17 protein-coding genes are annotated in these 25,952 nt (G+C 45.4%); 15 read left to right on the top strand and 2 right to left on the bottom strand.

Annotated features, from left to right (window positions below):
- The first annotated feature begins 49 nt into the window (after positions 1-49).
- From MHI15_RS14955 to MHI15_RS14930, 6 genes are all read left to right on the top strand, one after another.
- On the top strand, positions 50-931 hold the full coding sequence (locus MHI15_RS14955) for a carbohydrate ABC transporter permease (protein WP_036675555.1): 882 nt from the start codon (positions 50-52) through the stop codon (positions 929-931).
- Between the two features lie 3 nt (positions 932-934).
- Positions 935-1,768: a carbohydrate ABC transporter permease gene (locus MHI15_RS14950; RefSeq protein WP_076126321.1), complete on the top strand. Its 834-nt coding sequence runs from the start codon at positions 935-937 to the stop codon at positions 1,766-1,768.
- A gap of 76 nt (positions 1,769-1,844) precedes the next feature.
- Positions 1,845-2,876 (top strand): glycoside hydrolase family 130 protein, encoded by a 1,032-nt coding sequence (locus MHI15_RS14945; protein ID WP_076126323.1) that lies wholly within the window; start codon positions 1,845-1,847, stop codon positions 2,874-2,876.
- 1,693 nt (positions 2,877-4,569) lie between these two features.
- On the top strand, positions 4,570-5,532 hold the full coding sequence (locus MHI15_RS14940) for an acetylxylan esterase (protein ID WP_143763847.1): 963 nt from the start codon (positions 4,570-4,572) through the stop codon (positions 5,530-5,532).
- A 47-nt stretch (positions 5,533-5,579) separates the two neighbouring features.
- On the top strand, positions 5,580-7,652 hold the full coding sequence (locus MHI15_RS14935) for a methyl-accepting chemotaxis protein (RefSeq protein ID WP_341164557.1): 2,073 nt from the start codon (positions 5,580-5,582) through the stop codon (positions 7,650-7,652).
- A gap of 171 nt (positions 7,653-7,823) precedes the next feature.
- A complete protein-coding gene (locus MHI15_RS14930) occupies positions 7,824-9,635 on the top strand; it encodes a peptidoglycan D,D-transpeptidase FtsI family protein (protein ID WP_445668003.1) in 1,812 nt (603 codons plus the stop codon).
- Here the strand turns inward: MHI15_RS14930 and MHI15_RS14925 are convergent.
- Positions 9,593-10,786 carry an AI-2E family transporter gene (locus tag MHI15_RS14925; RefSeq protein WP_341164555.1) on the bottom strand — a complete coding sequence of 398 codons (1,194 nt, stop codon included), beginning with the start codon at positions 10,784-10,786 and terminating at the stop codon, positions 9,593-9,595. The genes MHI15_RS14930 and MHI15_RS14925 overlap by 43 nt on opposite strands.
- 208 nt (positions 10,787-10,994) lie before the next feature.
- On the opposite strand from MHI15_RS14925, the gene MHI15_RS14920 reads away from it, so the two are divergent.
- The gene (locus MHI15_RS14920) at positions 10,995-12,395 is read left to right on the top strand and encodes a polysaccharide deacetylase family protein (RefSeq protein WP_076192865.1); all 1,401 of its coding nucleotides are present in this window, start codon (positions 10,995-10,997) and stop codon (positions 12,393-12,395) included.
- A 177-nt stretch (positions 12,396-12,572) separates the two neighbouring features.
- Here MHI15_RS14920 and ilvD read toward each other — a convergent pair whose 3' ends face one another.
- Positions 12,573-14,258, bottom strand: a complete 1,686-nt coding sequence (ilvD, locus tag MHI15_RS14915; RefSeq protein WP_076134060.1) for a dihydroxy-acid dehydratase — start codon at positions 14,256-14,258, stop codon at positions 12,573-12,575.
- 493 nt (positions 14,259-14,751) lie between these two features.
- Between ilvD and MHI15_RS14910 the strand changes: the two genes are divergently transcribed.
- The 8 genes from MHI15_RS14910 (at position 14,752) to MHI15_RS14875 (ending at position 25,936) form a co-directional block, all read left to right on the top strand.
- On the top strand, positions 14,752-15,705 hold the full coding sequence (locus MHI15_RS14910) for a glycoside hydrolase family 43 protein (protein WP_341164554.1): 954 nt from the start codon (positions 14,752-14,754) through the stop codon (positions 15,703-15,705).
- Positions 15,706-16,110: 405 nt separating this feature from the next.
- Positions 16,111-17,856 (top strand): extracellular solute-binding protein, encoded by a 1,746-nt coding sequence (locus tag MHI15_RS14905; RefSeq protein ID WP_341164553.1) that lies wholly within the window; start codon positions 16,111-16,113, stop codon positions 17,854-17,856.
- Positions 17,857-17,867: 11 nt separating this feature from the next.
- On the top strand, positions 17,868-18,839 hold the full coding sequence (locus MHI15_RS14900; RefSeq protein WP_036680973.1) for an ABC transporter permease: 972 nt from the start codon (positions 17,868-17,870) through the stop codon (positions 18,837-18,839).
- A 15-nt stretch (positions 18,840-18,854) separates the two neighbouring features.
- The gene (locus MHI15_RS14895) at positions 18,855-19,790 is read left to right on the top strand and encodes a carbohydrate ABC transporter permease (RefSeq protein ID WP_076126337.1); all 936 of its coding nucleotides are present in this window, start codon (positions 18,855-18,857) and stop codon (positions 19,788-19,790) included.
- Between the two features lie 58 nt (positions 19,791-19,848).
- Positions 19,849-21,630 carry a glycoside hydrolase family 2 protein gene (locus tag MHI15_RS14890; protein ID WP_341164552.1) on the top strand — a complete coding sequence of 594 codons (1,782 nt, stop codon included), beginning with the start codon at positions 19,849-19,851 and terminating at the stop codon, positions 21,628-21,630.
- A gap of 27 nt (positions 21,631-21,657) precedes the next feature.
- The gene (locus tag MHI15_RS14885; protein WP_341164551.1) at positions 21,658-23,406 is read left to right on the top strand and encodes a glycoside hydrolase family 2 protein; all 1,749 of its coding nucleotides are present in this window, start codon (positions 21,658-21,660) and stop codon (positions 23,404-23,406) included.
- A gap of 42 nt (positions 23,407-23,448) precedes the next feature.
- Positions 23,449-24,843: a family 43 glycosylhydrolase gene (locus MHI15_RS14880; protein WP_341164550.1), complete on the top strand. Its 1,395-nt coding sequence runs from the start codon at positions 23,449-23,451 to the stop codon at positions 24,841-24,843.
- A gap of 145 nt (positions 24,844-24,988) precedes the next feature.
- Positions 24,989-25,936 carry an ArsR/SmtB family transcription factor gene (locus MHI15_RS14875; protein WP_076126345.1) on the top strand — a complete coding sequence of 316 codons (948 nt, stop codon included), beginning with the start codon at positions 24,989-24,991 and terminating at the stop codon, positions 25,934-25,936.
- The last annotated feature ends 16 nt before the right edge of the window (positions 25,937-25,952 follow it).

The raw sequence follows: 25,952 nt of genomic DNA, 5'->3' as shown, positions 1-25,952 counted from the left end.
TTAAACGAGTCTTAAATAAATGAGGATGCTTTTTCTGGAGGTGTATCGGGTGTTTAAGTTTTCAAATTTGAGCTATAAAAATCAAAGAATCGCTATCATCATCTTATTCTCATTAGTGCCGATATTGTTGCTGCTCACATTCGCTTATTATCCAGTCATCAGTATGTTTCGGTACAGCTTCACCAGTTGGAATGGATTGAGCAAAAATATGGAATATGTCGGTTTAGAAAACTACAAGACCATTTTTACGAAACCTGAGTATTTTTCTGTGTTTAAGGTCAGCTTGTATTATTTCTTTACCACCTTTATTCAGATGGCACTTGCCTTGTATTTTGCAACCATCTTGAGCTTTAGTGTTCGCATGAAAAACTTGTTTAAAGGGATTTTGTTCTTCCCAACCTTGCTAAACGGTGTAGCAATCGGTTTTATCTTCCTGTTCTTTTTCAAACCAGATGGAACGTTAGATACGATTCTTAATCTGATTGGGCTTGGCAGTCTGCAGCAGAAATGGCTTCTGAATCCTAACTTGATCAACTTCTCGCTCGCAGGTGCGTCACTGTGGAGATACATGGGAATGAACTTCCTGATTTTCCTAGGAGCTATTTCTTCTATTGGTAAGGATATCTATGAGGCCGCTGAAATTGACGGTGCAAACAGATGGCATCAGTTTATGCATATTATTTTGCCAAGCATTAAACGTATTCTGCAATTGAACTTGATTCTTGCGGTTAGTGGCGCCATTGGGGTATTCGAAATTCCGTACGTCATGACAGGCGGATCTAACGGAAGTAGTACATTCGTAATTCAGACAGTCGATGTAGCTTTCAAATACAGCAAGGTTGGTTTGGCATCGGCGATGGCCGTGGTATTGCTGGGTATTGTTATCATAGTTACTATTTTGCAGCGCGTTCTGATCAAGGAGGAGAAATAAACTATGCATTCTGTAAAATATACCACTGCTAGTATATTCAAATATCTCACCTTGATTTTGGGAGCACTTGTAGCTTTGATACCTATCGTGGTCGTGTTTTTCGCTTCATTAAAAACCGGAGCCGAATATGCTTCTACCGGACCGTTAACGCTGCCAGAGAATTGGTTGAATTTCTCCAACTACACTAAGGCTTTTGTAGACGGAAAAATGCTGCTCGGTTTTAAAAATACTGTCATTATCGTTGTGATTTCTATTGCGGGTGCTACGTTGACGGGTTCGATGATGGCTTATATTTTATCGCGCTTCAAATTTAAAGGCAGTAAGATCCTAATTAGTATGTTCCTGATTGCTACCCTGATTCCAGGCGTAACTACACAAGTAGCTACTTTCCAAATCATCAATCACTTGGGATTATTTAATACCAGATGGGCACCAATTGTTATGTACTTGGGCACGGATATTATCGCTGTTTATATCTTCATGCAGTTTTTGGATTCGATCTCCGAGTCACTGGATGAATCCGCGATGCTGGACGGAGCTTCTTATTGGACGATTTATTGGAGAATTATTTTGCCACTGTTGAAGCCGGCGATTGTAACTGTAGTGATCGTGAAGGGTGTTAATATTTATAACGATTTTTACACCCCTTTCCTTTATATGCCGAAAACAGATCTGCAAACGATCTCCACAGCACTCTTCAAGTTTAAAGGTCCATATGGATCGCAGTGGGAAGTAATATGTGCGGCGATTATGATCGCAATTATACCGACATTGGTTGTGTTTACCGCCTTGCAAAAATATATCTACAATGGTTTTTCACAAGGTTCTGTAAAGTGAGCTCGACAGTAAATTTAATAACAGTACTAGATAAAATAGCATACTGAAAAGTTGCATACATTTGGAGGGAAAACTAATGAGTGAAGTAAAATTGGTTGGAGCAAGTGCAATTAACATCCCGAACATGCCTTGGCAAGAAAAGCCTGCTGGCTACGAAAATCCGATTTGGAGACATAATGATAACCCGGTTATCAAAAGAAATCCTGCAAAAGGTGTAGCCCGTATTTTCAATAGTGCGGTTGCTGCGTATGAAGGCAGTTTTATTGGTGTATTTCGTGTAGAAGATAACACTACTCGTCCGCATCTGCGTATGGGACATAGTGTGGATGGTTTGGATTGGAAAATCGATGATGAGCCGATCCGATTTATAGATGAAGAAGGTAATCCTTATCAGCCGCGTTATGCTTACGATCCGCGTCTGGTGAAGGTTGAAGATACATTTTATATTATCTGGTGTACAGATTTCTACGGAGCAGCTATTGGGGTAGCAAAAACACAAGATTTCAAAACATTTATCAGCTTGGAAAACCCATTCCTGCCATTCAACCGGAACGGCGTACTGTTCCCTAGAAAAATCAACAACAACTTCGTGATGTTGTCCCGTCCAAGTGACAGTGGCCATACGCCATTTGGTGATGTATTCCTTAGTGAGAGCCCTGACTTCGTATATTGGGGAAAACACCGCCATGTAATGACCAAGGGTGGTCAAGGCTGGTGGCAAAGTGTCAAAATTGGTGGCGGACCAGCGCCGATTGAAACTACTGAAGGCTGGTTGATGTTCTACCATGGCGTAACTGGAACGTGCAATGGTCTTGTGTATAGTATGGGAGCGGTTATTTTGGACATCAATGAGCCCTCGAAAGTAAAATATCGCTCGAAGAACTTTGTATTAACGCCAGAAGAATGGTACGAGGAAAGAGGTTTTGTGAATAACGTACTGTTCCCATGTGCTACTCTGCATGATGCAGAAACCGGCCGTATCGCCATCTATTATGGCGCGGCTGATACTTATGTAGGCGTTGCTTATACAACGGTTGATGAAATCGTCAACTATGTCATCGAAACCCATGAAGAGGTTGGCGATGATGCAGGTTTAGGCAAAATCTAATTGGACTTAATAACCTATATTTTCAGTGAGCTTGCTAGAGTTCCGGAGAATTGCGTAGCGTAGAGTTCGCAAGAAGTGTGTTGGGTTTGGTGTGTTGAATGTTGTTGGGTGTGCTCAGTGCGGAGGTTGCCTTGTGCGACCTCCGTGTTCTGTTGCAGAATGTACAACAGAACGACACATTATCGCCTGTAATAGATAAGTAGCAGGCGAGGGTGAAATTCGGCTCTGTTGGCGATTCTGATCACTTCGTTGTTTAGTCACTCTGTGGCTTGGTCACTCTGTGGCTCTGACGTAAATAGTTGCACTTTGTGCATTTAAACTAACATTTCTTTGGTTACTAGGCGATATAGTTGCACTTCGTGCAACTATATCAGCGAAGTAACCACCAAAAGCTCCTTTTACCGTTTTTTAGTTGTACAAAGTGCAACTAAGATTAGAAACAAATATATTTCAGCTGTAATAGCTGCACAAAGTGCAACTATCCAGTCGCAAACTGTTACTGTGCCGATTATAAAGAAGTTAATAGGCAAAATGGAAATGTGGGTGTTGTGAAGGCAATAAGAAGGTAGCGTGCAAGTAGAATGTGAGTGGTTGTAGAGATAATAAGAAGGTAGTAGATACGCAGAATATGATTAGTTGTGAAGGTAATAGGCGAGCAGCAGTTGAGAGGAGAATGTGGCTCTGTTGGCGATTTGTCAGGCTGTTGCTTAGTTACTCTATGGCTTGGTCACTCTATGGCTCTGACGTAAATAGTTGCACTCTGTGCACTTAAACTAACATTTTTTTGTTTACTAGGCGATATAATTGCACTTCGTGCAACTATATAAGCCAAGTAACCACCAAAAGCTCCTTTTACCGTTTTTTAGTTGTACAAAGTGCAACGAAAAGGGAAAAAACACATATTCAGCTATAATAGCTGCACAAAGTACAACTATCCAGCCAGAAGCTGTTACTGTGCCGATTATAAAGAAGTTAATAGGCAAGATGGAAAATGTGGGTGTTGTGAAGGTAATGGGAAGATAGGTGCAAGTGGAATGTGAGTGGTTGTAGAGGTAATAAGAAGGTAGTAGGTACGTGGAATGTGATTAGCTGTGAAGGCAATAGGAAGATAGGTGCAAGTGGAATGTAAGTGGTTGTAGAGGTAATAAGAAGGTAGTAGGTACGTGGAATATGATTAGTTGTGGAGGTAATAGGCAAGCAGCGAGTGAGTGGTGAATGTGGCTCTGTTGGCGCTTCTGCTACTCTGTTGCTTAGTTACTCTATGGCTTGGTTACTCTATGGCTCTGACGTAAATAGTTGCACTATGTGCACTTAAACTAACATTTCTTTGGTTACTAGGCGATATAATTGCACTTCGTGCAACTATATCAGCGAAGTAACCACCAAAAGCTCCTTTTACCGTTTTTTAGTTGTACAAAGTGCAACTAGGAGGGAAAACACACATATTCAACTGTAATAGCTGCACAAAGTGCAACTATCCAGCCTCGGAGCTGCGACTAAACTATCCAGTCGCAGAAAACGCAACTATTGCATCCCACTCCATCGCAACTATCCCATCGCAACTATCCATACATCAACGGAAAACCCATATTGGGTTTTCCGTTTCTATCTAGCATAGTAACTCTAACGTTGCTTCGCGGTTACGAACAGCAAGCGAACAATTTCGTTACATAACTTAAGGAGGAACAATATTTTGGGAAGCGACATGAATTTGTCACAGTTAAAGGAATATAACGGAAGTAGTCCAAAACCGGATGATTTCGAGCAGTTTTGGGAGCGGGCATTGCGTGATCTGGATGCACAGCCGCTGGATTATGAACTGGAACCAGCGGAGTTTGTCAGTGAACTTGCGGAATGTTTTCATTTGTATTTTACCGGAGTTGGCGGTGCAAGAATCCATTGCAAATATGTAAGACCGAAGAACAGCGTACATAAAAAAGGTCCCGGTGTAGTGATGTTCCATGGATACTCCTGTGACAGCGGGGATTGGATGGAGAAGGTGGCTTATGCTGCTCACGGGATTAGCGTCCTGGCGATGGATTGTCGCGGCCAGGGTGGCCTCTCCGAAGATAACCTTACCGTAAAAGGGACTACGATACGCGGACATATCATTCGAGGGATGGATGATCCTAATCCTGATAACCTTTATTATCGCAATGTGTTTTTGGATACGGCACAGACTGCCCGAGTTCTGATGTCTATGGATGAAGTTGATCCTGAACGTGTAGGAGCCTTTGGACTATCTCAAGGTGGAGCGCTGACTGTGGCTTGTGCAGCATTAGAGCCTCGCATAAAAATAGCCCTGCCTGTATATCCCTTCCTTTCAGATTATAAACGTGCTTGGGAGCTGGATATTACCACCTCAGCTTATGAGGAGATCAACTATTATTTCCGTTTTTTTGATCCCCATCATTTGCGTGAGGATGAGATTTTTAATAGGCTCGGTTATATCGATATTCAGAATCTTGCCGAAAGAATACAAGCTAAAGTACTGTGGGTTACCGGGTTATCCGATACGATTTGTCCACCTTCAACTCAATTTGCCGCATACAATAAAATACTAGCGTCCAAAGAGCTTATGGTTTATTATGAGTACGGTCATGAGTATTTACCATATCTTGCCGATCGGGCGTTGGGATTGTTCATGACCTTGTAAGAGATAAGCCAGCAGGCATAACTGAAGACAACGGTGGTGAACAATTGATGAAGTCGCAAGTAAAAAAAGAAAAGGCGCATTTCCAGCTGCACCCTGCCAAATCGATTGGGGTGCGGCTTTTTCTCATCTTCTTCATCTCAACAATGGTACTCGTTCTCTCACTTGGCTACATTTCCTATTCCGTAGCTGAGCAAACGATCGAGAATAACGCGCTGTCAGCCAATCAACAGACAGTCGTCCAAGCTGCAGAGAAGTTTGATGTTGAATTATTGCGTTATGAGGATGGCCTAGGAAGAATTCTTTACAACAATGAGATTCAGGATGCACTCAAACAAGGGAATAATCCCACTACAAGTAATGAGGATCGTAATTTGCAGTCCAACCAGATTAGCGCCGAGCTAAATGCCTGGCTGACCGCATCAAAGGGGGTAGAAGCTGTATACCTCATCCCGATGAATCAGGAAGTCCCTACTTCGTCAGCGGGATCAAAAGACAGCGCTTTTATCAAAGAATTCAGAGAGTCCTCATGGTTCAAGCAGCTTGAGGAGCAACCACAAACATTGTGGATTCCCCGAACAGAACAGGGGCAAGCCGGAAATACTTCGGGTATGTTTCATTTGGCACAATCGATAGCTGGGGATACACAAAGCCCGGGATACATAATTATCTGTGACATTAGAATTAGTGAATTAGAAAATCAGCTTCGTAAAGTTGATCTCGGACCCAGCTCTTACATGCAATTGCTGACGGATAAGGATGAATTGATCGCATCGTCCCAGCAAGTGGGAACAGATACTTATCTCAGTCTGGGAGGGACTCTTCTTCATGGTTTGGAGCATGAGGCTGGGTCATTGCCAACGAAGGATGAGAAAGGAAAATCCATTCTGGCTGTGTACGGGACGATGGAAAGCTCCAACTGGAGATTGCTTGGTGTTGTTCCGGCTGAGAATCTTACGAAAGACGCACTTCGTATTCTAAAAACTACATATATTATTGTTGCGGTGGCTGCTATTGTCGCCATTCTAATTGGTTACTGGATGTACAGAATGGTATCTAAGCCCTTGACCCGACTTAAGGATCTAATGTCTCAAGGGGCAGATGGAAATCTTGGAGTACGTACGGATATTACCTCACGAGATGAAATTGGTCAGTTATCGGGTTCCTTTAATAGGATGATGGAACGGATCACAGAACTGGTAATCCATACTAATGAAACCGCGAGGAAGGTAATGGAAACTGCCGATGAACTTAGTAGAGTATCGCGTAAGACAGCGATGGCAGCCAAAGAGATTGCCGCAGCAACAGAAGAAATTGCCGGAGGTTCAGGCAGCCTAGCTTTGGAGGCGGACCAGGGTAACGAGCTTACGGGGCAAATTTCGGTGCAAATGAACAAAGTGAACTCAGCTACGCATGAGATGGATCATACCGCACATAGTATCGGCGTGCTTAGTGAAGAAGGTTTTAATGAGTTAAAAGAGCTGCTTGGCAAGACCAATAAGACGGGCGATATGACGAATAAGCTCGTGTTGAAAGTGAATGAGCTGCAAGACACCACATCATCAGTGATGAAGGTGCTTGATGTTATGCAGAATATTACACAGCAGACGAATATTTTGTCTCTAAATGCAACGATAGAAGCGGCAAGGGCAGGGGAGTCAGGCCGGGGATTTATGGTAGTGGCCGATGAAATACGCCAGCTTGCAGATCAGTCCAAAGAATCCATTGCTGTGGTGGCTAATATAACTGACACCATTATGAAGGATATGAACGAGACCGTAGGTGTTCTCTCGGAAGTAGCCCCTCTTTTTAATCAGCAGGTGACTTCAGTGGAGAGCACTAGCGATATCTTCGTATCTGTACAGGATCAGATGCGTCATTTTATTACACGCTTGGAATCTGTTGCTTTATCGATGGATAGCTTGAGCCAATCCCAGAAGGTGCTGTCAAATTCGATGGGTAATATCAGCTCCATTGCAGAAGAATCATCAGCAGCTTCTCAAGAAGTGGCTTCGCTTAGTGGGGAGCAACAAAGTGTGAGTGATCATTTAGTGGAGCTGTCTGAGCAGCTTGAGCATGCGTCCCGGCAGTTGCAAGAAAAACTGTCCAAGTTTAATTTGTAACTTTGCATAACCTAAGTAAATATTTTTAACTACAAAGACCAGTCTCCAATTATTTGGGACTGGTCTTTGTGCTATTCAAAAGGCTATAAATTAGCTAACTAAGCATGAGTGTAAATAATCCAGTGGGTGGGACATAATAAAGGCTATGAACGTCAGTCAGGAGGAATGGGATTGCACAATAATGTCCACAGACGTATACTCGGCGGACTGATTATTTTATGTTCAGTTGTAGCCGTGTTGGTCCTTAGGCTGGCGTGGATTCAACTGTTTATGAAGGAACAGACGGTCCCTGGAACGAAATATACACTTGCAAAGATGGCAGAAATTCAAAGCGAACGGGAGACGGTATTGGACACTGGGCGGGGGCGTCTGTATGACCGAAAGAGTGAACCCCTTGCCGGGGAAACCATTTGGACGGCTGCGTTTTTTCCTCAAGAGGCGAAGACTAGGAATACCGTGACGCAGGTCGTATACGAAGAAGCTGAGTCCATGCACCGGTTGGCAGCTATCCTTGGAGTGAGTTATGAGCAATTGCTAAACAAGCGCTCTTCTCTTAAAGAACCATTGCTTTGGCCATCCTCAGTGGGAAAAGGACCGCTCGCACTTACATCCGCACAAGCGGAAGAAGTGAGTGCATTGGGGATCGACGGCGTAGGCGTGCTTCCTTTTGCTCGCAGATATGATGGGAACGCAACTGGACGGCAGTGGCTTGGATATTTATCGGAAGCGGCCCCAAACCCTGGTGGGAAGGCTTCCCCATCGGGGCTGAGAATTCCGATGACAGGAACGGACGGATTAGAAAAGACCCTGGAGCCGTTGCTTCGAGGTGTAGGGCATACTGAGGCATACGCTCAGGTTGATGCGCGCGGGCAACGTGTCCCGGGCAGTCCCATTCAAGTACGAGCCCCGGGCAATCCGTATTATCCGCTGTCTTTATATACAACGATTGATAAAAAGCTTCAGGAACAAATAGAGGAGTTAGCTGTCAAAGCTGGAATGAAGGAAGGAGCCGTGGTGGTGTTAGACACCGGAACGGGAGATATTGAAGCCATGGTATCTTTACCTTTTTACGACCCAGAGAAGATATCCCCTGAAGGGGGAGAGTGGAATAACCGGGCGTTGCAGGCTGCCGTACCTGGATCAATTTTCAAAATCGTCACAGCAGCAGCAGCACTAGAAGCTGGGATCACCTCAGCGGATGAGCTTTTCTATTGTTCAGGGCAATATGAGAAATATGGATTGTCTTGTTTAAAAGGAAAAGGACACGGTCCCCTCACGCTGGCGCAAGGGTTCGCCGTGTCCTGTAATACTGTATTTGCTGCGCTGGCAGAACGTTTGAGTGGGGCGCAGCTTCAAGCGACAGCACTCGCGCTGGGGCTCGGAAGAGATATTAGCTGGCAAGCGGAGAATACGCTTGGTTTTCCAGTTCTTAAGCCACTGTCCGGTGAGCAGAAGGGGACGATCTTTACTTCTTTGCTGCCGGATGATCCAGGCGCCAGAGTGCAGACGGCCATTGGGCAGCGAGATGTGCAAGTGACCCCACTTCAGGCAGCGAACCTGGTGGTGACGTTACTGCATGGCGGGGAAGTGAGAGCGCCAAGAATTCTCCAGCGTGTAACCTTTGCAAATGGGCAAAAGCTAGAGGATCTGCCGGGTCATCTTTCCCCTTCAACTGCCGGGAGGATCTCAGAATCTACAGCCCGCCAGCTGCTGTCCTGGATGCGTAAAGTAGTTACGGATGGAACCGGCACAAGTCTGCAGAGCACGAAATGGCCGGTTGCCGGGAAATCAGGTACGGCACAAACCCTTGTTAAGGGTATGCCGCGTAACAATCAATGGTTTATCGGCTATGGGCCGGTGGATCATCCCAGATATGCTGTGTCGGTAGCGGTGGAGAACGTCGTTCCGGACAGCTCACATCTAGCCGTTAAGCTGTTCGGTCAGATATTGGATTTATTATCATCGGTTCCCTCTGAAGCTTGAGGTTCAGGTGGTGGCGCAGAGCTGGTCTGATTGGAAGCTGGACCGTTAGCTGCAAAGGGTGAAACGATAAATTCCTCTTGCGGGAGATAGATCCAGCTCTGAAGATACCCTTGTTGAATCAGTTCTTTTATCAGAATAAGCAAAATCGGCGACAGAATCAGACCAGCCATACCGAAAGCAGATGTGGACAGAATGACGAACGACAGCATAAGGAAGGCTGAGGATACGCCAATTGAATTCCCGGTAATCTTCGGCTCAAGCAATTGCCTAACAATTAGTACAATGGCAAGGAGGATAATTAATCCAATAGCCAGTGATGTATTGCCCACGATGAACAAATAGATGATCCAAGGGACTAAAATTGTCGTCACGCCAAGAAGCGGCAAAACATCAAATACCGCGCAGACTAATGCCATTGTGATTTCGTTGCCGGTTCGCAGAATAAATAAGCCGACTAGAACTATGGCAAAAGTAATGCTGATCAGAATAAGTTGTGCTTTTAAATAGGAACCGATGGCTTTGAATACATTGCCTTGCAAAAAGGCGAAGGCGTTCTTAAAGGTTTTTGGCATTTTGTCATGCGCGATTTTACGCCAATCTTTGATTTCCATGCTAAGAAAAAATGCCAAAATAATGGCTATCCCGAAATTGGCCATGAAGGTGGAGAAGGAGCCTAGAATACCGGCCATGTATTTTAGAAAAGTAATCAGCCATCCTGTTAGAACATCCGTGGCATCTTTAAAGTACCCGTTGACCTTGTTCGTAATATCGGGTGGCAAGTTATCTATTTTTTGCTGCAGGTAGGTCGTGGTCTCCACAAAATGCTGCTGCACCACATATGTATATTTAGGGAGGTTCTCTTGGAAGTGAAGGGCCTGGATCGTAATCAGTAGACCGGCACCAAATAATGTACCTAACAGCACAATCAGAAAGAGCAACACTGAAATGGCGGAGGCAAAAGGTTTACCAAGACCACGGCGGTTCAAGAAGCGGGCCAAGGGTTCGATAAGCAAAAATACAAAAAAAGACAGGAATACAGGTGCAGCTAACTGATACAGCTTACTAAAGGAGAACATAATTAGATAAACCGTGAGGACAATTAATCCGATGTCAAAAAATGTGCGCCAATATTTTTTGTATAACGGCAGCATAGATATAAACAACTCCCTTTTTTTATAAGTGGATACGCCAGGTTGATTACATTGTACATGATTTTACTTTAAAAGCGTCTATTTCTTTGATACATGTGTTAAAATAGGGGGTAACGTTTTTTTATTCTACTTCACTTGGCCGTTTCACGGGTTCTGCTTGCAGACATTAGGCGAGCCAAAGTCAACTCTGGAAAAGCGGGGAATTAATATGCAGACTTTGCTGCTCTGGTTATTTTACATCTCATCATTTTATGCTTTTATCCCTGGTATGATCAGCCGGATTTTTGGTTACCGTGTCTTTCGTAAAGGAACTGGGCGAAATGAATTCGCACTGACCTTCGATGATGGACCTGATCCTCGATTTACACCATTACTGCTGGAATTACTGAAGAGGTATGATGCAAAAGCAACCTTTTTTGTAGTCGGCTCTAATGCTGAACGTTATCCTGATCTTATTCAGCGTATCCATGATGAGGGACATCTCATCGGAATTCATAATTATGTTCACAAGACGAACTGGCTCATGCGGCCAGCAACCGTCCGCCGGCAGATTCAACGTACGAATGATATTATCTATAATATTATTGGCGAACGCAGTACGTATTACCGTCCACCTTGGGGTATTGTCAATTTATTTGATATTTCCAAACGACGCCAAGTTGAAATTGTGCTTTGGTCGGCAATGTTTGGCGATTGGCGTGAGAAGCTCGGCGCCGAAAAACTCACTGAGAAGATGCTGGCCCGTCTAAATCCCGGGGAAGTGATGTTGTTGCATGATAGCGGCACAACGCTGGGTGCAGATGCGGATGCTCCAGGGAATATGCTTGTGGCTCTTGAGCAGACTCTGGAGGAAGCCCGTAAACGGGGACTACGCAGCATTCGAATTGATGAGATGATTAAGATGGCTGAGACGTCACCTATCCGGCGCTTATCTTTTGGTAAACGGGTGCTTGTAGGACTTTGGTTAGCTTGGGAACAGGTATTTCAAGCTCTTTTTCATCTCCAAACGATTACTCCGTCAGATCCTTTCCTGCATTATCGGATGCGGAAATATCAGGGTGAACCGGTTGAACTCGAGGGCGGAGAACTGCTGCGTAAAGGTGACAAAGTCATTGAGCTGCACATCGATAATAAACAGTTGTTCGAATTAGGGATTCATTCACGTTCTTCCGCTCAACTTGCGATTCGAATGATCCGCAGAATGGAAAAGGATCTGCCCATTCTTGCTGAGATCATTGCCAAAGATGTGGATCTTGCGGAAGCCAAAGCGCTTTATGGAGTCAGCATGATTAACCGGGGACCGGAGAAATTCGGCTTTACCGTACGTGATTTGCCGGATGGCTTATTCGCACGTTCCTCCAAATTTTACTTAAGAATCCTGTTAAGTGTGATTCATCCAGCAGGTGGGGCAAGGCTTAAAGAACGGAGCGAGGTCCTTGTGCCGAAGCTTATCCTGATGCCTGTTTCAGAGCTGCTCAAAAAGATGAATCAACAGCTGCCTCATCATCCGAAAACTGCAAAAAAACGCAAATCGCAACAGGAAGAATCGTTGTCACTTAATGATTCGGTTGCGGATGTAGAAATGCCAGGTGCGACAGTAACCAATTGATTCATGATCTTATTGATAAATATTTTACAGTGGACATGTAAAGAGATGTTCTACAATCCAGCGATGGGTTGTGGAACATTTTTTTATTGGGATAATTAAAAAAAGAGCAGCCCGCCAGTAGAAATACTAAGGTGGGACTGCTCTTGCTTGTTTTAATATTCTTTTTTGCTAAAGGGATTAGATCTTCAGCACTGCGCCGTTACTTGCATTGGTTACCATCTTGGAGTAACGAGCCAGGTAACCAGTTTTAACTTTAGGTTCGAATTCTTTCCAACCCGTACGACGAACTGCTAATACTTCTTCTTCAACCAGCAATTCAATCTTCCGGTTGTTGAGATCCAGCTCAATGATGTCTCCATCCTCAACAAAAGCGATCGGACCGCCTTCAGCTGCTTCTGGAGAGATATGACCGATACTGATTCCGCGGGAGGCCCCCGAGAAACGACCGTCTGTAATCAGACCGACCTTAGCACCTAGCCCCATACCCACGATTTGTGAAGTAGGCGCCAGCATTTCCGGCATTCCTGGTCCGCCCTTAGGACCTTCATAGCGGATAACGACTACATGGCCTTCTTTAACTTTACCGTTCGCGATACCTTCCAGTGCAGCTTCTTGGGAATCAAAGCAGATCGCAGGACCTTTATGATATCCACCTACTGAAGCATCAACTGCACCAACCTTGATGATAGAACCCTCTGGAGCCAAGTTTCCGTAAAGTACGGCAAGACCGCCTCTTTCGGAGTAAGGGTTGTCGATAGTATGAATTACGGAAGTATCTTGGATCTCGTGTCCGATTACGTTCTCAGCTAATGTTTTGCCGGTAACGGTCATACATTCCCCGAACAGAGCACCTGGTTTCTTCAGCAGTTCATTCAATACAGCACTAACGCCGCCCGCACGGTCCACATCTTCAATAAAGATATCAGAAGCTGGAGCCAGCTTAGCCAGATAGGGAACACGGTTTGCAACTTCGTTAATGCGTTCAAGCGGATAATCGATACCTGCTTCTTGAGCTAATGCAAGGGTGTGCAGCACTGTGTTAGTAGAACCACCCATTGCCATATCCAGTGCAAATGCGTTATCAAGGGATTCTTTAGTTACGATATCTCTTGGTTTAAGATCCAGCTTAATCAATTCCATCAGTTGTGTTGCGGATTTGCGAACAAATTCTCTACGCTCATCAGCAACAGCCAGAATCGTACCGTTACCTGGCAATGCCAGTCCAAGTGCTTCTGCAAGGCAGTTCATGGAGTTGGCAGTGAACATTCCGGAACAAGATCCACAGGTAGGACAACCAAATTGTTCTAATTCAAGCAGCTCTGCATCGTTGATTTTGCCGACTTGGTGAGCACCAACGCCTTCAAATACCGAGGTCAGAGAGAGCTTTTTACCTTTACTATCTACGCCGGCTTTCATTGGGCCGCCGCTTACGAACATGGTTGGGATGTTAACACGCAGTGCGCCCATCATCATGCCCGGTGTAATTTTATCACAGTTAGGGATGCAGACCATGCCATCGAACCAATGCGCGGAAACTACAGTTTCCAAGGCGTCAGCGATGATCTCGCGGCTTGGCAGTGAATAACGCATGCCGATATGTCCCATAGCAATTCCGTCATCTACGCCGATCGTATTGAATTCAAAAGGAACGCCACCAGCTTCGCGAATCGCTTCCTTAACGATTTTACCGAACTCTTGCAAATGCACATGCCCTGGAACAATATCAATATAGGAATTGCAGACCGCAATAAACGGCTTTCCGAAATCTTCTTCTTTTACTCCGGCTGCTCTCAGGAGACTACGGTGTGGAGCACGGTCAAAGCCTTTTTTAATCATGTCTGAACGCATTTTCTTGGCTGCCATAATGACATTCCCCCCTAAATGAATTTCAATCAAATATAGTGTCGCATTAACGCAATGAACTCCAAAGACCTGCGTATATACGGTTTATAGAAAGAACGGGGACCTGCTTCCTCAATAAGAAAAGCGATGCCGTTTCTATAAAAAAAGCCGCTGTTTTGGTATAAACAGTTACCGCCTAAAATGAACGGAGAAGTCATTGTTATTAGTGAGTCTATCACAAAGAGCACGTTTTTTCTACCGGACAATGTGAAGTTTGTCGATTGACGCAAAGCGTGGGAAGTGGAGGAAAAGCTCATTTTCGAAAGGAAAGTGCTTTATTTGGAAAATGGAACAGGGTTCGGATGTATCTATTTACCACTCTAGACAACTTTAGGAGAGCTGAGTATGATGGGAGTTATTATTTTATGGGAGGTGCTGGAAAATCGGGATTTGTCTATTATTATCGCCGCGGTGGATCGTTTTACGGGGATGAAAAGCTAAGGAGGGAAAGGGAATGTCACAGCGTACAACTTTTTTAAATCCAATTGTAGCAAGCTCAGGAGACCCATGGGTATTCAAACATACCGATGGCTATTATTACTTTATGGCCACAAAAGCTAAATGTCTGGAGCTGACGAGATCTAGAACCTTGACCGGCCTTGCGGAGGGCGACAAGAAAGTGATCTGGTCTCCCGAACCGGGGGGCAGCTACAGTTACAATCTGTGGGCGCCGGAAATTCATCATTTGGACAACAGATGGTACATTTACTACACTGCGAATGACGGAGGAGGCGACGATTCACGGCGGATTTGTGTGCTGGAGAATGAAGCAGCGAACCCGCTGGAAGGACAGTGGGTATGGAGAGGGGCTTTGCAGACACCTGTCCCAGGGTTGGATGGAACAGTAATGTCTTTGCGGGATCAGCTGTATTTTCTGTATGCGGGATATGGTCATTTTCCTGATTATGGGTCGGCTATTTACATTATGCGAATGAGTAATCCTTGGACCTTGGAAGGGGAGCATCACCTGCTTACCGCTCCAACTCAGTCATGGGAGAAGCAAGGTGGCATGGCGATTAACGAAGGTCCGGTAATTTTGCAGCGCAACAATCGTATTTTCATGGTTTATTCGGCAAGTACGACTTGGTCTGAGGATTATGCACTAGGGATGCTCACCATGAGCGAAGCGGCAGATCCTTTGCAACCGCTGTCATGGGAAAAATCAATGTCGCCTGTATTTTGCAAAAGTGCAGAGAACGGGATTTTTGCCACGGGGCACAATAGCTTCACACATTCTCCTGATGGCAAGGAAGATTGGATAGTCTATCATGCGCTTCCTTCCGCTGGAGCGGATGTGTCTTTGCGCGCGACCCGTATCCAGAAATTTGGGTGGAAGGTGGATGGGACACCAGATTTTGGGGTTCCTTGTAGGGATACGCTTGCTCAGAACGTACCGTCGGGAGAATAAGAATAAAACAGGAAATCAAGACTGAAAAGGCCATTCATTACAGAAAAACTGTAATGAATGGCCTTTTCATGTAATGCAGATATTTTTATTCGCTGTCGATAATAATTGACGAAAAACGCCTGTTTTATAAGGGGTTTTTCGCCAAAATACAGGATGGTTAGTACGCTTTTTTAATAGGTTTGTAGTTGGCATAGCCATATATTTGTTTGAGAAAAGTTCATAAGATTACAAAATTATTGTATGAAAGCGTTGACATATGAATTTTGGATGCTTATAATTCGATCTGAGATACAGAAAAACTGTATTAATCAAGGGGAGTTATCTACAGGTCAAAAAGGAGCGTGGTTCCAAGCTTTGGATTTGCTTAAGGCGTTGTGGCAAATATTTTATAGTGGGAGGTTAAGTATGAAGAACAATGCAAAGCGTTATTTTAGTCTTTTATTTGTGTTAATACTGATCATTTCGACTGTAACAGCATGTAGTGGCAACAGTGCAAACAATGGGGCTGATAAGGGTGTCTCCAACAACAAAGAGAACGAGAGCACAGCCAAAGACCCGGTTGAGTTTACAGATATCAGCGCAGACATACGCGGCAATACAGCCCCAACGCAAGAGCAAATCGACGAAGTTAATCATTCCTTGAATGATACATACCTCGGCGACGTCTTCGATGAAGTCATTCCAAATGATTACTCAGCTTATCCTGTTAAAGGTGATGTGGTTCTGGATGTATGGATGCCTGCGAATTCCAATATTCCGGATATGAACAATCATGCTGTCCAGAAGCAGGTGGAGCAATTAACGGGAATCAAAGTAAACTTCATCACGCCGCCAATCGGCCAGGAAGCGGATGCCTTCACGTTGATGATCTCCTCCGGTGAACTGCCTGACATTATCATTGAGCCGGGACGTTATCCGGGAGGTTTTGAAGCGGGCGTAAATGACGGTGCTTATATCGATCTGACAGATCTGATGGAGAAAAATGCTCCGAACTATACGAAGTGGCGCAATTCGGATGAATCAAGAAGAAAAACCACGGTCACGGATGACGGCAAGCTGCTCGGCTTCTATGGCATCGCCCCATATTCAGAGTGGACTTGGTTTGGAACATTGATTAAGCAGGAAGCGCTGGACAAAACAGGGCTTGAAGTTCCAAATACGATTGATGAATGGCATACCTTCCTGACTAAAGCAAAGGAAGTCGGATACAAAGCACCGCTTAATTACGGCTCTACTTACGGCCAGATTTTTACCGGCATCATAAATGGCGCATATGGAGTATGGGATTGGACGTTCCTTGATGAGAATGGCAACGTGGCCTGGGGGCCAGCACAGCCGAAAGCTAAGGAATATTTGACCACCATGCAGCAATGGAACAAAGAAGGATTACTGAACCCGGACTGGGCAACGGCAGACTTTAACCAGAGAATGGCGAGCGCCATTTCGGGAGATACCGCGATGATGATGGACTCTCCGGATACGATGTGGAGTTATTGGAAAGAGCAGAGCGGTATCGACTTTGTGGGCGCACTGAACCCGGTTCTGAACAAAGGAGATAAGTCCGCAACCACGTACAAAAATTTCAAAAGAGCGGGGATCGAAGCTGCAATCACCACGCAAAGCAAAAATGTAGAAGCGGCAATGGCTTGGCTTGATTTTAATTACAGTAAAAAGGGCTGGGAATTGATTAACTTTGGTGAATACGGCACGGTCCACCTGATTGATGAGACGGGAATGCCTTATTATCCAGAGAACAGTTATATCTTTAAAGACCCTGAAGGTCAGCCCGTATCGACAACCTTATGGAAATACCGGATGCACAACTGGCCGGATATCCGGGATGAGCATCATTCCAACCCGCTGATCGCTGCCAAAGGAAGTTACTCGGGAGACATTCGCAAGAATTGGACAGAAAATATGGACACCAGTATGGCTATGCCACCTATTTCCTTTACCAAAGATGAAGCTTCGCGGGAAGCCGAGCTTGGAAACCAGCTGTCGACACTGCGCGGAGAGTATTTTGCAAAAATCATAATGGGAGACCTGCCGGTAGATGCCTATGATAAATTTTTGAAAGAAGCTCAGAGTATGGGACTGGAAGAGTTTTTGAGTATCCATCAGGCAGCCTTAGATCGATATAACAAACGATAGGTGGTTGTTTTATGGAAATATTACGAAAAAACAGAGCGATAAAGCCCATTCCTCAGGACGCCAAACCTAAAAATACCAAGTTAGTGATTAAGAAGGATTTGAAAAAGAACTGGTTTGTCTATCTGTTGGCTGTCCCTGTTGTAGCGTGGTTCCTGATTTTCTGCTACGGGCCGATGTGGGGGGTTATGATCGCCTTCAAGGATTTTAAACCCCTGCTGGGGTTTGGCCAGAGCGAGTGGGTAGGGTTTAAGCACTTTATTGATTTTTTCCAAGGGCCTTATTTCTGGCGGGTCGTTAAAAACACCCTTCTCCTCAATGTTTGGGGGATTGCCTTTGGATTTACAGCCCCGATTATTCTGTCCTTGATGCTGAATGAAATCCGTGGGGTTAAGTTTAAAAAAGTGGTCCAAACGATCACCTATATGCCGCACTTTATTTCCCTGGTGGTGGTATGCGGGATCATTCATATCTTTGCCGCAGATGAAGGGATTATCACGCAAATCCTGCAATTTATCACCGGAAAAGAGTACTCTTCACTGCTCGGCTACTCTTCGTTCTTCCGGCCGATTTATACCTTCTCCGGCATTTGGCAGAGCATCGGCTGGGATAGCATCATCTACCTTGCGGCGATGAGTTCCATCGATACTTCATTATATGAAGCTGCTGAAATTGACGGAGTGGGACGGATTAAAAAAATGTGGCATATTACGCTGCCGCAGATTAGCCCAGTTATCATCATTCTGTTTATTTTTGCCATCGGCGGGTTGATGTCGTCCGGGTACGAGAAGATTATCCTGCTGTACAATCCTCTGATTTATGATACGGCGGATGTTATTGCCTCTTACGTGTATCGTCGCGGTTTAAGAGAAGCCAGTCTTAGTTATTCCACGGCTGTGGGCTTGGTCAGCTCAATCGTTAACTTTGGGCTGCTCTGGATGACCAATACAATAGCCAAACGCAGGTCCGAGGTCAGCTTATGGTAAGAAAGAGGGACAGCTATGAAAGATAATTTGCAGCGTAAAGCGAAAAAAAGACGAAAACATAAATCCATCGGTGACAGAGTATTTGACGGCACACTTTATACTCTGCTGACCGCATTAACCTTGGTGTGTTTTTATCCGATCCTGCACATCCTGTTTGCCTCCGTCAGCGACCCCGGCATGTTGATTGCTCATAAAGGCATTTTGCTGAAACCGCTGGGATTCACTTTGGATGGCTATAAGCTGGTATTTAAAGATAACAGTCTGATCAACGGCTATAAAAACACGATTATATATGTAGGATTAGGCACATTAGTCAACATGATCATGACCATTCTGGGAGCTTATGTATTATCCAGACGAGGATTGTATTTCAAAAACTTCATCATGATCCTGATTACAATCACCATGTTTTTTGGCGGCGGGTTGATTCCTTGGTTCTTATTAATGAAGGATATTGGTCTGTACAATAATTTGTGGGCCATGATTTTGCCAAGTGCTTTAAGCACATGGAACATTATTATCCTACGAACTAGCTTTCAAGCCATTCCGCAGGAATTGGAAGAAGCGGCTACCATAGACGGGGCAAGTCAGGCCCATATTTTAACGAATGTGATTCTTCCGCTGTCCAAAGCTACGCTGGCCGTAATCTTTTTATACTATTTAGTGGGGAACTGGAACTCATGGTTTAATGCGATGGTGTTGTTGAAGGACAGACAGCTGTTCCCACTGCAGCTATTAATGAAGGAAATATTAGTAGCTAATGATGCAACCGCAACCTCGATCGGCAGTGCAGGCGGGGTAGTCATCGATAGTGCCCAGAGCCAGACGGCTTTCCGCGAGCTGGTTAAGTATTGTGCGATCGTCGTTTCTACGCTTCCTATATTAATGGTATATCCTTTCTTGCAAAAATATTTTGTTAAAGGTGTTTACGTAGGTTCGATTAAAGGATAGCGGGCAAAAAAACAAGTTCATCTTATATAGAAATTATTTAATAGGAGTGAAGTACACCATGTTGACAGAAGCAAGCAGCACATCCGTTCCACGTCCAGAATATCCAAGACCCCAATTTGCCCGTAAGGATTGGCTTAGCCTAAATGGAGAATGGGATTTTACGTTTGATGATGAAGATGTCGGTGAGGAAGAACAATGGTATCGGACGGACACAAAGGGTTTATTTTCACGGGTTATTCAAGTGCCCTTTGCGTTTCAGAGCAAGCTGAGCGGGATTGAAGATCCTTCATTTCATGATGTTGTGTGGTATAGAAGAACTTTTGAAGTTCCTGAGGGTTGGAATGGGAAGCGGATTGTCCTCCATTTCGGCGCCGTTGATTATTTGGCAAAAGTCTGGGTGAATGGTCAGCTGGTGGCCGTGCATGAAGGCGGACATACACCATTTCAGGTCGATATCACTCCTTCGCTGCTCAAAGGAAGGAATACCATCATACTGCGCGCAGAGGATTTCAGCCGTGATGTCACCTTGCCGCGTGGCAAGCAATATTGGCTGGAGCAGTCTGCTGCCATCTTTTATACCCGCACAACCGGAATCTGGCAGAGTGTCTGGCTTGAACCGCTGTCTGCAGTGCATCTGAGTAAAACCATGATGACACCAGATATTGACCGCAATGAAATCCGGCTTCGGACCTTTCTGCAAGGATTTAAGTCTGCTGATCCGCTCAAGCTGCGCATAACGGTATCGTATGACAGTGAAGTAATTGCGGAAGATCAATATATGGTCATGAATGGTGAGCAGCTGCGCACTATCGGCTTGGGTGATTTTGCGGATCATGGTCTTGGACGTTTATGGAGCCCTGAGCATCCGAATTTGTATGATATTCAATTTCAATTGCTTCGGAATGAGGAAGTAATTGACGAAGTGGCGAGTTATTTCGGCATGCGCAAGGTGTCGATTGAAAATGGCAAGCTATGCTTGAATAACCGCCCATATTTCCAGAGACTGGTGCTGGATCAGGGATACTTCCCTGACGGGATACTAACCGCACCTACAGACGAAGAGCTGAAACGTGATGCCCAGCTGACGAAAGAAATGGGCTTTAACGGGGTGAGAAAACATCAGAAGACAGAAGATCCCCGGTTCCTGTATTGGTGTGATAAGCTCGGCCTGCTGGTATGGAGTGAGGCAGCCAATGCTTACGAATATTCCGAGGAGTATGTCCGCCGTTTCACGAAGGAATGGCAGGAGATCATCGAGCGCGACTATAACCATCCTTGTATCGTGACCTGGGTTCCGCTTAATGAGAGCTGGGGTGTTCCCAATGTCCAGATTGATACACGCCAGCAGCAGCACGGATTGGCTATGTATCATTTAACGAAATCCTTGGATGAGATGAGACCTGTTGTGTATAACGATGGGTGGGAGCATATGACTACAGATTTGGTGACTATTCATGACTATGAGAGCCATCAGGCAGTGCTGGAGGAGAGATATGCCACGGTAGAATCTTCTGTAAATGCGATGCCGGCCAACCGCAAAATATTTGTCGGTGGAGCTTCGTATCAAGGCCAGCCGATTCTCGTATCCGAGTTTGGTGGAATTGCCTTCAAGAAAAGTGAGTGGGAGGGCTGGGGTTATTCTGGGGCAGAGAATGAAGAGGATTTCCTGATGAAGCTCAAGGCTGTGGTTGACCCGATGTTCACTTCCCCGGTGATCCAAGGGTATTGCTATACCCAGCTGACGGATGTCGAGCAGGAAATCAACGGACTGCTCACCTATGATAGACAGCCCAAAGCTCCGCTTGAAGCGATCCGCAACATTATGATGCATATCCAATAAATAACATTTACTAAAAGGAGTTACACCATGACACAACAAGCAACGCTTCCGCGTCCTGAATATCCCCGCCCTGACTTTATTCGACCAGAGTGGATCAATCTGAACGGCCAGTGGCAATTCGAAATTGATCATGGCAAAAGTGGGAAGGAACGCGGATACCCTGTTAACGAACATAATCTCTCAGGGACAATTACTGTGCCCTTCTGTCCGGAAAGCAAGCTGTCCGGTGTAGAATATAAAGATTTTATGGCTGCTGTATGGTATAAAAGGGAGTTTACCGTGCCGGAGAGCTGGACAAATGGCAGAGTTATCCTTCATTTTGGCGCCGTTGATTATATGGCGGAGGTCTGGGTGAACAGCGTATCCGTAGGTACGCACCGCGGAGGATATACTCCGTTTAGCTTTGATATTACTTCTAATCTTTTAGCGGGCAGTAATGTGATTACTGTCTATGCTGAAGACGACGTTCGATCGGGACGACAGCCACGGGGCAAGCAGAGTGAACAGTTCCATTCGCACGGCTGTGATTATACACGCACTACAGGAATCTGGCAGACGGTATGGCTTGAGCAAGTCCCTGAAACCTATCTGTCTAATCTGAAAGTTGTCGCTGATCCCGACAATGGCTGTGTGCACCTCGAAATGAAGGTACAAGGGAACGCAGCGGGGGACACGCTTAGGGCCACTGCTCTTTATGGCGGCAAACCCGTTGGGGACAGCAGTGTGATCGTTTCCGGACCCTCTATAAAACTTACGATTCCACTATCAGAGATTCACTTGTGGGAAGTTGGAAACGCCAGATTGTATGACCTGAAGTTGTCCTTGCATAGTCAGGGACGGGAGAGTGACGTGGTCCATTCTTATTTTGGACTCCGCACGGTACGACTGGATGGGATGGCATTCCGGATCAATGGGAAATCCGTATTTCAGCGGTTAGTTCTGGATCAAGGTTTTTATCCGGAGGGAATCTATACCGCTCCTACTGATGAAGATCTGCGCAGAGACATCGAAATCTCAATAGGGCTTGGCTTCAATGGCGCGAGGCTTCACGAGAAGATCTTTGAACCGCGTTATCTTTATTGGGCTGACCAATTAGGTTATCTTGTCTGGGGAGAGCATGCCAATTGGGGGCTGAATATTACTGGAGCGGATAGCCTGACTCACTTCCTGCCGGAATGGCTCGAAGGTATGCAGCGTGATTTCAATCATCCCGCGCTGATCGGCTGGTGCCCTTTTAATGAGACCTGGGACCGGGACGGTGCGAAACAGCATAACCCCGTGCTCCAGATTGTTTACGACGTAACAAAACGTATGGATCCAACACGTTCAGTAATTGATACAAGCGGCAACTTCCATGTGGCTACAGATATCTTCGATCTTCATGACTATGACCAGAATCCGCAGACGTTCCGGGACAGATATGAACCGATGAAAAGTGGCGGAGAAGTATTCAATACCTTCCCGGATCGCCAAACATATGAAGGTCAACCTTACTTCATCAGCGAGTATGGCGGAATTTGGTGGAACCCGCAGCAGAAAGATGAAAAATCATGGGGGTATGGGGACAGACCGACCTCAGAGCAAATGTTTATCGAACGCTACGAGGGGTTGACGAATGTTCTATTGGATCATCCGCTGATGTTTGGATTCTGCTATACCCAGCTGTACGATGTGGAGCAGGAAGTCAATGGACTGTACACTTATGACAGACAGCCGAAGTTCGACCCCGAGCGAATCCGCGGCATCAATGCGCGTAAGGCTGCAATTGAAGATTAGAGGCGCTACGTAACTATTCATTCGAAAGGAATGTGATAGATTATGAAAGTGAATTTCCGGCAAAAATGTCTGGTCGCCTTAAGTGTTCTTCTTATTCTTCCAATGGGGAAGGTGACCCTTGCAGTCTCTGATCATAATGACTTTTACAACGTGGTTATGCAGGACGGGGCGGACCCATGGGTGTATAAACATACAGATGGCTTCTATTATTTCACCAAAACAACAGGTGGCAATGTTACCCTCTGGAAGTCAGCCCAGTTGACCACTATTGATGCAGCGCCTACTAAAGTTGTCAACACGGGCGGTAGCGGCATCTGGGCGCCTGAACTACATTATATAAACGGAGCTTGGTATATCTACTATGTGATGGACGACGGAGATAACGTAAACCACCGAATGCATGTAATGGAGAACACAGCAGCAGACCCGATGCAGGGAACTTGGCAGTACAAAGGCCAGATCACAGATTCAAGCAATAAGTGGGCTATAGACGGTACTGTGCTGCAAGTGAACGGCGAGCTGTATTTTATCTGGTCCGGCTGGGAGGGGAATGTTAATGTGCGGCAGAATCTCTATATCGCGCATATGAGTAATCCCTGGACCATTGATTCCGAACGCGTAGAGATTTCAAGACCAGCGTATAGCTGGGAAACGAATCATTCCCCAAATGTGAATGAAGGACCACAGGTGATTATAAATGGAGAAGTCATTAGTTTGGTCTACTCGGCAAGCGGAAGCTGGACTAATGATTATTGTCTGGGACTGATCACCGCAGACATCTCCAGTGATCTGTTGAATCCGGCATCATGGAATAAACGCAATCAGCCTATCTTTTCCTCAGGCAATGGACTTTATGGACCTGGACACCATTCGTTTACAAAGTCTCCTGACGGCCAAGAGGATTGGATCATGTACCATGTCGCCAAATACAATAACGCTGGCTGGAACCGCGAGGTGCGGATGCAGAAATTCAGCTGGAATGCTGATCATACACCTAATCTGGGTATTCCCGTTGACCCTAATCTTCCGATAACTTTGCCTTCAGGTGAAACCATGCATACCCGCTACGAAGCGGAAAAAGGGACATTTGACGGCGATGCCTATGCCTCTTCGAGTCCCAAGGGCTCGGCTGGACTTAAGGCGGGTCATATTGATACGCCGGACAGTTACGTGGAATTTTCGGTTGATGCGGCAGCCGCAGGCGAGTATATTCTTTTGGCTCGAACGGCGAATGGAACGTCTGGCGGGAATTGGTCGAATTTTCAGCTTAGTGTCAATGCAGGACCTGCCAGCCCATTCTATATCACCAATAAAGGGTGGGAGAATTGGGGGCTGTCCACAGCCCGGGTTCAACTGAAGGCAGGCATGAACAAGCTTCGTTTTACCAAAGGCGAAGGTTACGGAGAAATTGATTTCATTGATATTAAGCCATTGTGAATCGAACAAACCTAAGAGACATATGAAATGGCTTCCGGTTTTCCGGAGGTCATTTCTAGGTGAAAGGGCTTGTAGGTGTAATTGTTTTTCATCTCATTAAGAAGTAAGATTAGGATAATTATTAGGATACAAGGAGAGCTGATTTGTGCTGGAACTTAGCTTAAACGACCCGGAAAAATTAGTCACAGTAACGCATGCTTTATCAACTCGTTCTAGGGTTGATATTCTTCGGCTCTTAAACTCCAAAAACTTAAATATTATTGAAATCGCTGAGAGGCTGAAGCTTCCAGTGTCGACGGTAGCAAGCAATATTAAAGTATTAGAAGCAGCAGAGTTAATTCATACAGAATTGCTTCCGGCTTCACGCGGGGCAATGAAAGTTTGCAGCCGGAATTATGATGATCTTCATATTGCCTTGAATTTGAAAGAACCGATGTCAAAGGGATTAACTCATGTCTATGAAGTAGAGATGCCGATCGGCCATTATAGCGACTGTGAGGTATCTCCTACTTGCGGAATGGCTAATAGCGAGGGTCTTATTATCAAAGAAGATGAACCGTCGAGCTTTTATCACCCTAAACATGTCAACGCTCAGCTGATCTGGCTCCGCAAAGGATTTCTGGAATATTTGCTGCCTATGGATATCCCCTCCGGAGCACAAATTGAATCGCTGGAATTATCCATGGAGATCTGTTCGGAAGCTCCGAATTATGACCAGAACTGGCCTTCGAACATCTCTGTATGGGTGAATGGATCGGAGATCGGCATGTGGACCAGTCCCGGTGATTTCGGTGACCGGCGGGGCAAGCTGAATCCGAACTGGTGGTGGGATGGATCTACACAATACGGGTTTCTCAAGACCTGGCGTGTTGACCATGAAAAGACGACACTTGATATGGAGAAAGTGTCGAATGTTTCCTTAAATGATCTACTGATTAACCGGAGCCCTAAATTGCGGCTGCGCATTGGAATCAACCCTGATGCAGTTCATCAAGGCGGACTTAACCTGTTCGGGCGCCAGTTTGGCGATTATGAACAACATATTATGATGAAGGTAAAATATACCATGGATCAGGATGAAGTAGAACTTTAGCTTAGGAGATGAACAA

It is taken from the genome of Paenibacillus sp. FSL H7-0918, assembly GCF_038007025.1.
GTDB lineage: Bacteria > Bacillota > Bacilli > Paenibacillales > Paenibacillaceae > Paenibacillus_AQ > Paenibacillus_AQ odorifer.
The sequence above is the reverse complement of the archived record's forward strand: the minus strand, read 5'-3'. Positions and strand labels throughout refer to the sequence as shown.

Excerpts from the sequence above, each read along its gene's own strand:
- MHI15_RS14925 (WP_341164555.1), bottom strand. The coding sequence starts at position 10,786 with ATGCTGCCGTTATACAAAAAATATTGGCGCACATTTTTTGACATCGGA.
- MHI15_RS14890 (WP_341164552.1), top strand. The coding sequence starts at position 19,849 with ATGTTGACAGAAGCAAGCAGCACATCCGTTCCACGTCCAGAATATCCA.
- MHI15_RS14880 (WP_341164550.1), top strand. The coding sequence starts at position 23,449 with ATGAAAGTGAATTTCCGGCAAAAATGTCTGGTCGCCTTAAGTGTTCTT.
- MHI15_RS14895 (WP_076126337.1), top strand. The coding sequence starts at position 18,855 with ATGAAAGATAATTTGCAGCGTAAAGCGAAAAAAAGACGAAAACATAAA.
- ilvD (WP_076134060.1), bottom strand. The coding sequence starts at position 14,258 with ATGGCAGCCAAGAAAATGCGTTCAGACATGATTAAAAAAGGCTTTGAC.
- MHI15_RS14935 (WP_341164557.1), top strand. The coding sequence starts at position 5,580 with ATGAAGTCGCAAGTAAAAAAAGAAAAGGCGCATTTCCAGCTGCACCCT.
- MHI15_RS14905 (WP_341164553.1), top strand. The coding sequence starts at position 16,111 with ATGAAGAACAATGCAAAGCGTTATTTTAGTCTTTTATTTGTGTTAATA.
- MHI15_RS14920 (WP_076192865.1), top strand. The coding sequence starts at position 10,995 with ATGCAGACTTTGCTGCTCTGGTTATTTTACATCTCATCATTTTATGCT.
- MHI15_RS14945 (WP_076126323.1), top strand. The coding sequence starts at position 1,845 with ATGAGTGAAGTAAAATTGGTTGGAGCAAGTGCAATTAACATCCCGAAC.
- MHI15_RS14910 (WP_341164554.1), top strand. The coding sequence starts at position 14,752 with ATGTCACAGCGTACAACTTTTTTAAATCCAATTGTAGCAAGCTCAGGA.
- MHI15_RS14950 (WP_076126321.1), top strand. The coding sequence starts at position 935 with ATGCATTCTGTAAAATATACCACTGCTAGTATATTCAAATATCTCACC.
- MHI15_RS14900 (WP_036680973.1), top strand. The coding sequence starts at position 17,868 with ATGGAAATATTACGAAAAAACAGAGCGATAAAGCCCATTCCTCAGGAC.
- MHI15_RS14885 (WP_341164551.1), top strand. The coding sequence starts at position 21,658 with ATGACACAACAAGCAACGCTTCCGCGTCCTGAATATCCCCGCCCTGAC.